Raw genomic sequence first — 13,622 nt, 5'->3', positions numbered from 1 at the left:
AAATGATTAACGTTTTACTTTAGTTCACATCACTTAGTTAGTTTCATTTTAATTCCTGTTGCTTAGTAAGATCATTTATATATGCATTCTAAACTTTGATTTCAAAGTTTAGAATTTGAGTTAATAAACAGTTTATGAGTTTAAAAAGGAATTTTCTATATAATAGCATATTAACAGCATCAAATTATGTTTTCCCATTGATAACTTTCCCTTATGTTTCTAGGGTATTAGGAGTAACTAACATTGGGATATGTAATTTTGTTGATAGCATCATTAATTATTATATTTTGTTTTCAATGATGGGCATATCTATAATCGGTACAAGAGAAATAGCTAAAGATGCAAACAACTCAACAGAATTAAACAAAACGTTCACTAATTTATTTTTCTTAAATGCCACAACTACATTTTGTGTCTTAATATTGTTTGTTATTTCTATACACATTGTTCCACAGTTGAATCAGTATAAAGAGTTAATGTATATCAGTGCGATGAAAATATTCTTTAGCTTATTTTTGATTGAATGGTTTTATAAAGGCATTGAAAATTTTCGTTACATAACAGTTAGAAATTTAGTAATTAGATGTTTATATGTTATAGCCATCTTCATATTTATTCAAAATCGAGATAATTATGTGACCTATTATTCAATCTCTGTTTGCACTGTAATTTTAGAAGCAGTTATAAATTGGCAGTATAAAAAAAGGTTTGTTAAGTTGGACATTAGAGGGATTTTATTTAAACGTTATATAAAATCTTTTTTTTCTAACGGACTATACTTTATTTTAACATCAATGTATTTAACATTTAATATTGCTTATCTAGGTTTTGTTTCAGGAAAAGCGGAGGTAGGCTACTACACAACAGCGACAAAACTTTACGGACTATTCTTAGCGATATTTACTGCATTTACAGGAGTAATGTTACCTCGTATGAGTTCATTAGTAGCCGATGGAGATATAGAAAAAATGGTGCAGTTAGTCGAAAAATCATTTGATATACTATATTCTATTTGTATTCCATTAGTTATAATTATAATGATGCTTTCTCCAGAAATTATAATGATTATAGGAGGCAAAGGATTTGAAGGCGCAATAATACCAATGAGAATAATTACGCCCTTACTACTTATAGTAGGGATAGCACAAATTCTTGTTTTTCAAATTTTAACACCTTTAAAAAATGATAAAATTATACTCATTAATTCTATTATAGGAGCCTGTGTTGGTTTAACTTTGAATATTCTTCTTGTTAAACGATTAGGAAGTATTGGATCAGCCTTAACAATGGTAACAGCAGAATTATTTGTTCTGATCTCAGCTGCTTATTTCGTAAAAAGGCAAGTTAAAATTAAAGTGCCGCTCGGGAAATTAATAAAAATTGCTTTTTATTCAATTCCATATATTATTATTTGCTCTTTAAGTAAATTATATTTTGTTCATCCTATCGTTATATGCTTAGTGGCACTTACTCTTTCGGGAATGTACTTTATTCTATGTCAGCTCCTACTTTTAAAAAATAAAGAATTAGTAAAAATGTTTACAATGATAAGAATTAGTAAAAATTATACAAACTGAATTTGAAACTAAGCGAATTTTTAAAAAGTTTTATTAAACAATTTGTTCTTTTCTGTTTAGCACTTAATTATCATACCCTGTATACAGGAATAGCTGTACTTTAAGAAATATCGATATTTGTTATTTGAAAAAGCATTCTCAAAATAACAATTATTTTATATTTTATTAAAAAGATGTGTATAACGACTACTATGAAAAATAAAGTTAAATTAATAGCAATTTATTTACCACAATTTCATCCAATACCCGAAAATGATAAATGGTGGGGTAAAGGTTTTACTGAGTGGACTAATGTAACTAAGGCAAAGCCCCAATTCAAAGGCCACTATCAACCTCACCTTCCATCAGATTTAGGCTTTTATGATCTCCGTATCAATGAGGTTAAAGAGCAACAAGCTTCAATGGCAAAAGAAAACGGAATTTATGGCTTTTGTTATTATCATTACTGGTTTAATGGAAGAAGAATATTAGAAAGACCTTTCAATGAGATATTAGAAAGTGGGAAACCTGATTTTCCTTTCATGTTATGCTGGGCTAACGAAAATTGGACCCGTGTATGGGATGGTGGAGAAAAACAAGTTTTACTTGAACAAAAATATTCTGAAGAAGACGATAGAGAGCATATAAAGTATTTGATCAATTCTGTATTCAAAGACTCTCGTTATATTCGAGTAAAAGGCAAACCTGTATTTTGTATTTATCGTTCCGATATATTTCCTAATATTCAAAAGACTATTAAGATTTGGAGAGAAGAGGCTGCAGAACAAGGAATGGAATTATATTTATGTAGAATGGAAGGTTTTTCAAAAAACGGGGCTGAATACTTACAGCAAGGATTTGATGCCGCAGTAGATTTTCAACCAGATTCAAAGTCAATGGAAATATTTAAAAAGAAAAATCCGCGAAAACTATTCACAAGAATAATCACCAGGGTATTTAAGAGGCCAATAATTACTAAAATAGATTATAACAGATTTGTAAATTTTATGCGTGATTATCCACTTCCAAATTACAAACAATTTCCTTGTGTTACTCCAATGTGGGATAATACTTCAAGAAGAAAAACAGGAATTTTTATAATGCTAAATAGTTCTCCTAAATCTTATAAAACTTGGCTTGTTAATACTATAAAAAGCTTCTCTCCTTTCAGTGAGGATGAAAATTTTATATTCATTAATGCTTGGAATGAATGGGCTGAGGGAAATCATTTGGAACCAGATCAAAAATGGGGAAGTGCTTTTTTAGAAGCTACAAAAGAAGCGATAATGGAAACTGAAAATTAAGCCACTTATTGTTACCTGGATGAATAGTAAAATAAAATTAAATGATGTTTTCATTTTCCTTTTGGTAATATTTTCTCTAAGGTTTTTTGATGCGACTATTGCTCAAACAGGCATACTGAAAAATATTACTTATGCTTTTATACTTTTGTCTATTATAATCTCTTTACCTTATTTTTTTAGGGAAAGTGGCGGTTTTATTTTACCAGTTCAACTAATAGCTTTTTCAATATCAATATCTATATTTTTTGCTCAATACACCTGGGGACAGTCATTAAAATACAGCCCAACTATAATTCCATTTTTAATTTGGTTTGTCTTTTTTTACTTACTAAATTCAGGTACAACGATTAAGGCAATAGAAAACATAGTACTGTTTTACGGAATAATTTATATCATTCTGTTTCTTTTTCAATTTACTCACAATAATGTAGTTTACTTTGGCTTTTATAAAGAATTTAAAGTGGATCGTGGTATAATCCGCATTAATTTCCCTGGTGGCGGGGTTTTCTTTTTATCGTGCTTTATTGCTGTAAATAAAGCAACTAATGGTGGTTCTAAATATAGGTATTTATGGCTATTATATGCCTTATTAGGCATTGTAATTGTTGTACTGCAAAGCACTAGGCAAGCAATCTCCGTTATGCTGTTGCTTTACTTGATACATTTTTTGAGAACTGTAAAGGCGGTTTACAAAATTGCTACTATTGTCTTATTTGTTGTGGCTGGTTACGCTTTCCTTAATTCTAATACTGAATTAAGTAAGGGTTTAGCTAATCAGCAAAAAGAAGATGCCTCAGCCGGTAAAGATTATATTCGTATACGGGCGGCAGAATATTATCTTACACAATTTACTCCTAATACCGCTAGTAGAATCTTCGGTAATGGATTTGCAAATGATACCTCTATTTATGGAAAGGTGATGTTATCGCTAGAGGATGATTATGGGTACTATTTATCAGATGTAGGATTGGTTGAGGTTTACGTGTTCTTTGGACTTTTCGCTATTTTGGGGTATGTTATGATTTTTATAAAAAGTTTTTTTATACCGCTTCCAATGAATTATTATTACCTTAAATATTATTTATGGATGATAATGTTAACATGTTTCACATCTGATAGTTTAATAAATGATGGTTTTTTAATTACTACTGTTCTTGTTCTTTATTGTTATCAGCGCTTAAAGGACAATCAGACAATATTAAATAGGGTTTTTCAGAAATCAATTGATGTTGGATATATTAATAATTCTTAATACAGAATATTGAGTAATGAACGATGTGATTAAAAGCCAAAAGGATCTATTAAAAAATAGATTAATAGGTTTAGATATTATTAGAGCAATTGCTATACTTTTAGTTGTTTGGTATCATTCATTTTCTATCTTATCCCCTCTGATTAAATTACCTTATATTGGTAAAGCTATCAATAAAATTCGCGTACTTTTGGATTGGATTGGACCATTAGGAGTTGATCTATTTTTTGTATTAAGTGGATTTTTAATAGGGACTATTTTGATAAAATCATTTATCAAAAACAAAGTATTTAAATTTAGCGAAATAAAACAATTTTGGATAAGAAGGTGGTTTCGAACCATTCCTAATTATTATTTTTTTTTAACTATAGCTTTTACTTTATATCATTTCAAGTATAATACAGATTTCGATTGGAGATATTATCTTTTTCTTCAAAATTTAATTAGCATACATCCACAATTCTTTGGCGAGGCATGGAGCTTAGCGGTTGAAGAATGGTTTTATTTGACACTTCCAATTTTTCTTTTTTTTGCAAATATGTTGTTAAAGAATAAAAAGAAACAGGTTATATTAAAAGTAACGTTTCTACTCTATTTATCCATTTTCATAATTTTAAGGTTTGTTAAAGCATACAGCACCACACAGTTAGATTTTGATTCAGAAATAAGAAAAATTGTAGTTTATAGACTTGATTCTGTAATGTACGGAGTGATAATATCTTATGCAATGTTTTTTGAAAAGGAATTTTTATTTAAACGCCGAAGGTGGCTATTTTGGATAGGGATGATAATGTTTTCAGTATTAGTTTTGATGTTTTTTCTAGCTTCTGAGCATACTGAGATTTATAAAACAAATATGATTTTTCGAATTTTTATTCATAGTTGCTATTTTATTTTTATTCCGTTTTCCTTTTCACTTTTTATCCCTTCAGCATACTTTTTCAGAGACATTAGACACCGTATGATAAAAAAAGTAATTTTGAATATTAGCCTAGCATCATACTCTCTGTATCTTATTCATTATTCCATAATTTACATTCCTTATTTTCAGGATAAAAATGCTGTAACTATACAGGTAGTTATGAACTATTGTCTTTATTGGCTGATTGTTATAAGTCTTTCAACGATCAATTATAAATATTTTGAAAAGCCGATTATAAAATTTAGAGAAATATTTGTCAATGCTGAATGAAATATGCAAGGAACTAAAAATACATATTCAAATCTTGCCATAGTCATACCAGCATATAAAGGATTTTTTTTTGTCGAAACGATAGAGTCTATTGCTAATCAAACTTGTAAAGACTTTACCCTTTATATCGGAAATGATAACAGTCCAGATGACTTACATAGTATTATAAAAAAATACGAAAATAGAATTTCTATAGTTTACAAAGCTTTCGATGAAAATATAGGTAATAGAAATTTAATTGCACATTGGAATCGTTGCATTGAAATGGTTAAAGATGAAGGTTGGATATGGTTGTTTTCTGACGACGATATAATGGGGTTAAACTGTGTAGAACGATTTTACGGCTTTATAAACAATCAGTTTGATGTCGATTTATTGCACTTTGATATAAATATTATAGATAAAAATGGACATAAAATAAAGAAAATAAAGCCCTTTCCTTTTCATACTTCAATTACCGACTTTTTCTTAAAAAGAATAAAACATGAAATAAATAGTACAGTTGTGGAATATATTTTTAAAAAAGACAAATATTCAGAACATGGTGGTTTTGAATATTATGATCTTGCATGGTGTTCCGATGATGCAACATGGATAAAAATAGGTAAAGATAAAGGAATAGTAACAATTCCTGGAGCGACAATAGAATATAGGTATAGCGAAATCAATATATCTGCCATAGTTAAGGACAAATTAATAATTCTAAGAAAATTAAAATCAAATGTAGCTTACCTCAAATGGGTTAAAAACTATTTTGAAAAAAATCACATTATTGATAACAGTACCCAATTTGATAAACTTAAATGGGGAATTTATCCTCTTTTGCTTACAAGTAATTTTAGATTAAAAGAAAAAATTAAATTTTCTTTCGAAGTAATTAAAGAATTAAAATATACTAATAAAAAAATATTAATTTTAATATATATACTTTATTTACAAATGAAAATGAACCTATTAGGTAACAAGTCTTAACACAAAAGAATTACAATAGATATTATCTTTCATTTTTATTAATTTAAAAAAAGCGATTAAAGATTTCTAAAAAAAATCTTTAAATAAAATTTAGATATTAATAGATATTCAATGTATGTCTAAATTTAAATGTCTATTCAGCTAACGAAATATAAACATTTAAATATAAATTAAAATGAAACTGTCTATAATAGTACCTGTGTATAACAAGTCAAAGTATATAAATCGCTGTATACAATCTATTTTATCGCAAACCTTTACTGATTTTGAGCTTATCCTAGTTAATGATGGATCTACAGATGATAGTGGTGATCGATGCAACTTTTATGCTATATTAGATAGTAGAGTGGTAGTTATACATCAGAATAATCATGGTGTATCAGCAGCTAGGAATGCAGGTTTAAATATTGCAAGGGGAACTTATATAGGATTTGTCGATTGTGACGATGAGATTGACCCTGACATGTACTCAACATTAATAAACACAGCAAAACATTACGATGCCGATATTTCAATTTGTGGAGTCCGTAAAGTCTTCCCATACAAAGTAGAATTGTATTATGGGACAAATGCAATTAAAGTGTACAATAAAATTGAAGCTATAGGAGGACTATTTAAAAAAAAATTTTCACGTAGTGTTTGTGATAAAATATACAAAGCAGAAATAGCCAAAAAGATAAAATTTGAAGGCTATATGAATGAAGATACTTTTTATAATTTTTTGATATTTATTGAAACAAATAAAATAGTTTTTAACGATGTAATAAAATATAATTATCTCATAAGAGACAATTCTGTAACTATGACTAAGTTTAGCAAAAAGGATCTTGATACTATTTTCTTTTCAGAAAGAATGATCAAAATTTGTGAAGAAAAGCTACCAGAACTTATATATAACGCTAAATATTATGATTTGGTTAACAATATTTCTCTTCTTAACCTTATTTTGATGTCTAAAAAGGAATTGCATTTAAATGAATATAATCATGTAGTAAGAAATTTAGATAATTATTCAAATTATGTTAATAAAAATTCAATCAAGAGTAAACATAAGTATGCTTACAATATATTTAAACTGAATCCTACAATCTATGAATTTTTAATGAAAACATATTGTAAGATCACTAATGCAGATGTATCAAAAAAAAATAATTAAATTTTCCATAGCTAATCAAAACATAGTCACAAATAATCCTAACATATGCTATTTACTTCTGATACATTCATAATATTCTTTGCTATAGTATTTGTATTATATTGGTTTATATTAAACCGAAATTTGAGATTGCAGAATTTATTTCTGTTAGTAGCAGGATATGTGTTTTATGGCTGGTGGGATTGGCGATTTTTATTCCTGTTAATTTTTAGCTCAGCAAACGATTTTTTACTTGGTAAAAAAATTTATAATGCTAAAAATACTAAAGTTAGAAAAAGATGGCTAATGGTAAGTTTATTTGTAAATCTCGGGCTACTTGGTCTTTTTAAATATTTCAATTTTTTTACTGATAGTTTTACCTCCTTAGCGTCAAAAATAGGCATATCAGTTAATTGGCCAACCCTTCATATAATATTACCTGTAGGTCTAAGCTTTTATACCTTTCAATCATTAACCTACACAATTGATATTTACAAAAAAAAGATGGAGCCGACAAAGGATATTTTGATTTTTTTCACCTTCGTTGGTTTTTTTCCTCAAATGGTTGCCGGTCCTATTGAAAGAGCGAGATTATTCCTACCACAATTTTTTCTAAAAAGAACATTTACTTATGAAATGGCTAAAATTGGTGGCCGCTTAATCTTAATTGGCTTTTTTAAAAAGATAGTAATAGCCGATAGCCTTTCAATTTTAGTTAATGCCGTTTATAATAGCCCTAAAAGTTATACTGGATTTCCGACGGTAGTAGCTACAATATTCTTTGCATTTCAAATATACTGCGACTTTTCTGGATACTCAGATATTGCAATAGGAACTGCTAAGCTGTTAGGGTTTGATTTGACTACAAACTTTAAAATGCCTTACTTATCAACATCTTTAACAGAATTTTGGCATCGATGGCATATATCACTATCAACCTGGTTTAGAGATTATGTTTACATACCATTAGGCGGTAATCGTACAAGTAACCTAAAAGCTAATTTTAATATTTTTATAACTTTTGTTTTAAGTGGGTTTTGGCATGGAGCAAACTGGACTTTTATAATTTGGGGAGCAATACACGGGTTTGTTCTGATTGTTGAAAAAATGCTCACTATAAAAGGCCAAAAAAATGAAAATACTTTTAATAAATTGATAAGTACTTTGCTATCTTTTATTATCGTTTGTTTTGCATGGATATTTTTTAGAAGCAATAGCTTATCTGATGCGTTTATTATTATAACCAAAATGTTTTCTGATGTTAATGAATACTCCAATTTTCTTAATATGTCATTAAAATTTAGGGGAATGGGGTTACAAATATCGGATATTTTTATCTCCTTATTCTTTCTGTGTGTACTGCTTACAATGGAGTTACAATACAACAACGAAAAACTTAGATATGCATTACGCTCCTATCGTTTTCTGAGATGGTCTGTCTATTACTTCCTTATAATTTCGATTGTTTTTAGCGCCACAAAAAATCCTGCTGGAAATTTTATATACTTTCAGTTTTAGATAGTACACTATATCATATGAAACGCTTTATAATAAATATTTTATTACTGGCACTTCCTATAATTGTATGGGGGTTAATAGTTGTTATTGTTGACCCTTTTAACTACTTCAATTTTGGGATTTTCAATAAGGATACAAAAAAGAGTGCTGAAAGCTTAAATCAATTGATGTATAGAACTATTGATTACATTCACTTTCCTTGTGAAAATATGCTTATTGGAGATTCAAGAACAGAGCTGCTACCAATAGACTTAATAGAAAAAATTTCTAAACAAAAATATAAAAAGTTAAATACAAATGCAGCTAAATTAAATGAAATATTCGAACTTTTTTACTTAGCTTACAAACGAAAGCCTATAAAACGGATTGTAATAGGAATTAATTTTAATATGTTTAATAAATACGGTTATCAAAATAGGATTTCAGGATTAAAAAAGGTATTAGATGATCCCTTAATGTATATTTATAATAAAGATGTTGCCAGCGCCACTTATGTCACAATAGAGCAAATACTTAAAAAAAAAAATGTTGACTCTAAGCCACCGATGACAAGAGAAGAATTTTGGAAATGGAGTATTTCAACCAAGGCTTCTGATTGGTACGGTAAATATGAATTTCCAAATCTGTTATATTCGGAACTATTAAATTTTGATAGGTTTACTAAAAAGAAAGGTATAGAGGTGATTTTTATTATAGTACCACATAGTGAAGAATTTCACAAAAGGCTAATTGAGTTTGGTTTAGGAGAAGAGGAAAAAAAGTTTAAAAAAATCATGTCATCTTTAAATGCCAAAGTTTACGATTTCGATTACTTAAATTCAATTACTACAAATAAAAATAATTTTAGAGATCCTGTACATTACAATGATTCTATTGGAAATTTAATTGTACGAGAAATATGGACTAATAATCTACAGTTTGGAAAAGAATTAGATAAAAATAAAAAATATATAAGATAGATATTAACTGTAGGATATCGTTTGATTAATATATAATATAAAAGATGAAAATTTTATTCATAACAAATATGTATCCTGTTCGGGATTACATTTATTTTGGGATACATGTAAAGGAACAAATAGAGGCTATAGAAAACATATTCGATATTAAAAAGGAAATTTACTTTATTAATGGGCGTGCTAGCAAATGGAATTATTTAAAAAGTATTTTCAAAATAAATTCATTAATTAGAGCTAATAATTATGATATTGTACACATTCATTTTGGCTTATCTGGCTTATTTTTATTGTTCAATCCATTCCTAAAAATTCCAGTGGTACTAACCATTCATGGAACTGATATCAATTCAAATAAAGGATTAGGAATGTTACGTTTTATAACAAAACTTGTTGTAAAAAGAGTGCATAACGTGATTGCAATGAATGATAGCATGGTTTCCAAGTTAACTATGTATAGAAAAAAGATTGTAAAAATACCTTGCGGTATTGATATAAATCAATTTAAAGAAATTTTTGTCCAAAAAAATCCCTTAAAGATAATAATAGGCTTTCCTGGAAACAAAAAAAGACAAGAAAAGAATTTTCAACTATTTTTAAAAATAGTTGAAAAAATGAAGGATATAACAGAAATAGAAGTTATAGAATTTCACGATATGACTCGCGAAGAAGTTGTCAAAAATTTAAATAAAATAGATTTATTACTATTGACTTCTACTAGTGAGGGTTCTCCGCAAATTATTAAAGAAGCGATGGCATGTAATAAACCTATAGTATCTACCGATGTCGGTGATATAAGATATTTATTAAAAGATGTAAAAAAAACATTTGTTATAAATTCTTTTGACCCTAAAAATTTTATATCTCCAATAGAAGAAATTATAAAGCTTTCTATGGAAAAAAGAAAAACTAATGGTAGAAATGAATTATTAAAAATGCATCTTGATGCTGAAAATGTTGCAAAATCAATATATAGATTATATGAAAAATTAATATGAGACAATTTTTACTTTTCCTGTATTATTTCATATTCAAAAATTTGCCTTCAAGTTACTTTCCACTGGGATATATATTTAACTTTTTAAGAGTTGGGATACTCAAAAGAATAATAATAATAGGACAAAACAACTATATTCAATCAGGATTTCGATTTGGAATGAAAGATGTTTTAACAATTGGTAATAACTGTCAAATAAATGAAAATGTTTATATACAATCTGCTATAATAGGTAACCATGTTTTGATTGCACAAAATGTCGCCATATTAGCTGTGACTCATGTCTTTGATTCTACATATATGCCAATTATAAAACAAGGGTCAACAAAAGCTAATCCCGTTGTTATCGATGATGATGTTTGGATTGGAAGAAATTCAGTAATTATGCCAGGAATAAAGTTAGGAAAAGGGTCTATTATAGGAGCAGGAGCTATTGTGACAAAAAATGTGCCTTCTTATGCAATCGTTGGTGGTATACCTGCAAAAATTATAAGGTATCGCAAATAATATATTTATGAAAAAATAATTATAAAAAATTTGATAATGATTTATTTATGATTTATTTTTAAATTTATTTTTAAATAAATTCCATTAGAAATGAAAGTATTAGCGATAGCTTCTGCCGGTGGACATTGGATACAACTATTACGGTTAAAACCGGCTTTTGAAGGGCATAGTTTGGTATTTATGTCAACAAAATTATGCTTTGCGGAAACAGTTAAAGGCTATAATTTCTATCGTATCCCTGATGCAAACCGTCGAGAAAAACTACGCCTTTTTTATTCAATGTTTTGTATAACCAAAAGAATCATTTTGTTACAACCAGACTTAGTTATTACTACAGGAGCAGCACCGGGTTTATTAGGTATTATAGCTGGTAAAATTTGTGGCGCTAAAACTGTTTGGATTGATAGTATTGCTAATGTAGAAAAGATTTCTATGAGTTGCAAAATAGCATCATCGTTTGCAGACAGAACTTATACTCAATGGCCGGAACTAACCACTGAAAAAATAATATTTAACGGTAATGTACTATCATGATTTTTGTAACTACTGGTACGCAAGAACCATTTGATAGACTTATTAAGGCTATTGATGAAATTGCTCCAATGTTATCAGGAGATACTATTATAGCACAAGCTACTTTACAAACATATTCAGTTTTAAACATTAAAATATTCGATTTTATTAATCCATCAAAATTTAATGACTTATTTAAACAGGCTGACTTGATTGTAAGTCATGCAGGAATGGGTACAATTATATCAGCATTACAAATAGAAAAACCTATAATTATAATGCCCAGACTTTTAAAATATGGAGAACATAGAAATGGACACCAATTAGCAACAGCTAAAAAATTTAAAGAATTGAATTATTTACATGTTGCAGATAATGAAAAGGAATTACAACAAATATTATTGAATACAACGAGAGAGAAGCTAACATCAATGCATAAACTAGGAACGTTTGCCTCCGAAAGTTTAATTAATTCTTTAAGTAATTATATTAAATGACAATAGTTTATTGAATGTATATTTAACTCTAAAGTGTATTAGTTTAACTAATTTTTAATTCAATTACTGATACCATTTATAATTTCTTAAATAAGGATGTTTTAATTTGCCAGACGCCTAACATTCTACAAATTGCTTCGTTTTTTGATATATTTTCAAATATACTAAATCTTGGGAGCTCATAAAGATTTTGTAACGCAATTTCAGTTAAGGGAAGAGGCTTTGTATTATAGGCTAAAGTATAACTTAATTTCTTAAGATAATTTATTTCCCTTTCACTATAGTCGCCATTAGGATATGCAAAATACTTTACTTTTTTATTTATCCAATTTTCAATTACAATTTTTGATTCTTTTAATTCCTTAAAGACTTCATCATCATTACAATTAGTAAGAATTGGATGGTTAATAGTATGGCTGCCTATTGTAATAAAATCAGATTTTGAAATTCTTTTGATTTGATCAACTGTCATAGCTAGCCTATCTAATTGTACCAACTGCTTAATTTCCTTTACTATGTTTTCCCTCTCTTTATTAGATATAGTTTTCAAAAACCTAATTGAATGATTAGTAATGTTCATTTTGTTTGCATAATCAATATAGGGCCACCAAAACTCCCCACTATCAATTGGATGGGTAGAAACAAAAATTGTAACAGGGATTCTATATCTATCAGCGATTACAACTATATTCTCTTCATTTGTTTGCCAGCCATCATCTACTGTAATAACTACTGAAGCAGTTGGAAAGGGTTTGCTCTTATTAGATATTCTCAAAATGTCCTCTTGTGAAAGGAAATTAAAATTATTTCTTATCAACCACTTTATACAAAATTCAAAAAGTTCTCGACTTGGAGAGTGAAAATAAATAGATAAAATAAATTCTCCATTAATAGCCCTTTGTTTCATCCTTTTTGTAAACCCAAGCCCAATTAATAAAAAGGCTATAAACGATGCACCAAGATAGCGTATTTTTCTTTTTGCTAATAACATGTAATTAGTGATATTATACATATCGATGAAGTGAGCTAGTTGTAAATATTATAATGTAAAATCTATTATTTATTTTTTAAACTTAATATAGTTTCTAATCATTATCAACTCAATTTTCTACATTTTTATAAAACTATTTATGAGTTAATTTAATTACTTTCAATTTACAAGCAGTTAATCTTACTTCCCTAAAAATTTCAAAAAATTGTAGGCCTTATTTAAAAATTAGACA

Annotated in this window: 13 protein-coding genes; 12 read left to right on the top strand and 1 reads right to left on the bottom strand. The window is 28.1% G+C overall.

The window, feature by feature from the left end:
* Positions 1-134: 134 nt before the first annotated feature.
* The 12 genes from GO621_RS10940 (at position 135) to GO621_RS10885 (ending at position 12,399) form a co-directional block, all read left to right on the top strand.
* Positions 135-1,577 (top strand): flippase, encoded by a 1,443-nt coding sequence (locus GO621_RS10940; RefSeq protein ID WP_157566937.1) that lies wholly within the window; start codon positions 135-137, stop codon positions 1,575-1,577.
* A gap of 191 nt (positions 1,578-1,768) precedes the next feature.
* On the top strand, positions 1,769-2,860 hold the full coding sequence (locus tag GO621_RS10935) for a glycosyltransferase WbsX family protein (protein WP_157566935.1): 1,092 nt from the start codon (positions 1,769-1,771) through the stop codon (positions 2,858-2,860).
* Positions 2,861-2,879: 19 nt separating this feature from the next.
* Positions 2,880-4,112 carry a hypothetical protein gene (locus GO621_RS10930; protein WP_157566933.1) on the top strand — a complete coding sequence of 411 codons (1,233 nt, stop codon included), beginning with the start codon at positions 2,880-2,882 and terminating at the stop codon, positions 4,110-4,112.
* A gap of 16 nt (positions 4,113-4,128) precedes the next feature.
* A complete protein-coding gene (locus tag GO621_RS10925; protein ID WP_157566931.1) occupies positions 4,129-5,304 on the top strand; it encodes an acyltransferase family protein in 1,176 nt (391 codons plus the stop codon).
* 3 nt (positions 5,305-5,307) lie between these two features.
* Positions 5,308-6,276 (top strand): glycosyltransferase, encoded by a 969-nt coding sequence (locus GO621_RS10920; protein WP_157566930.1) that lies wholly within the window; start codon positions 5,308-5,310, stop codon positions 6,274-6,276.
* A 175-nt stretch (positions 6,277-6,451) separates the two neighbouring features.
* Entirely contained in the window at positions 6,452-7,432 is a 981-nt protein-coding gene (locus GO621_RS10915) for a glycosyltransferase (protein WP_157566928.1), read from the top strand.
* 123 nt (positions 7,433-7,555) lie between these two features.
* Positions 7,556-8,929 (top strand): MBOAT family O-acyltransferase, encoded by a 1,374-nt coding sequence (locus GO621_RS10910; protein WP_198170217.1) that lies wholly within the window; start codon positions 7,556-7,558, stop codon positions 8,927-8,929.
* A 17-nt stretch (positions 8,930-8,946) separates the two neighbouring features.
* Positions 8,947-9,888, top strand: a complete 942-nt coding sequence (locus GO621_RS10905; protein ID WP_157566924.1) for a hypothetical protein — start codon at positions 8,947-8,949, stop codon at positions 9,886-9,888.
* A 44-nt stretch (positions 9,889-9,932) separates the two neighbouring features.
* A complete protein-coding gene (locus GO621_RS10900) occupies positions 9,933-10,883 on the top strand; it encodes a glycosyltransferase family 4 protein (protein ID WP_157566922.1) in 951 nt (316 codons plus the stop codon).
* Positions 10,880-11,389: an acyltransferase gene (locus GO621_RS19475; RefSeq protein ID WP_157566920.1), complete on the top strand. Its 510-nt coding sequence runs from the start codon at positions 10,880-10,882 to the stop codon at positions 11,387-11,389. Before GO621_RS10900 ends, GO621_RS19475 begins: the two co-directional genes overlap by 4 nt.
* Before the next feature lie 90 nt (positions 11,390-11,479).
* The gene (locus GO621_RS10890) at positions 11,480-11,923 is read left to right on the top strand and encodes a glycosyltransferase family protein (protein WP_157566918.1); all 444 of its coding nucleotides are present in this window, start codon (positions 11,480-11,482) and stop codon (positions 11,921-11,923) included.
* Positions 11,920-12,399, top strand: coding sequence for a glycosyltransferase (locus GO621_RS10885; RefSeq protein WP_157566917.1), 480 nt, complete (start codon positions 11,920-11,922; stop codon positions 12,397-12,399). The genes GO621_RS10890 and GO621_RS10885 overlap by 4 nt, the downstream gene beginning before the upstream one ends.
* Before the next feature lie 76 nt (positions 12,400-12,475).
* Here GO621_RS10885 and GO621_RS10880 read toward each other — a convergent pair whose 3' ends face one another.
* Positions 12,476-13,390 (bottom strand): polysaccharide deacetylase family protein, encoded by a 915-nt coding sequence (locus GO621_RS10880; protein WP_157566915.1) that lies wholly within the window; start codon positions 13,388-13,390, stop codon positions 12,476-12,478.
* Between the last annotated feature and the right edge of the window lie 232 nt (positions 13,391-13,622).

Origin of the sequence: Mucilaginibacter arboris (genome assembly GCF_009754915.1) — a bacterium.
Lineage (GTDB): Bacteria > Bacteroidota > Bacteroidia > Sphingobacteriales > Sphingobacteriaceae > Mucilaginibacter_A > Mucilaginibacter_A arboris.
The sequence above is the reverse complement of the archived record's forward strand: the minus strand, read 5'-3'. Positions and strand labels throughout refer to the sequence as shown.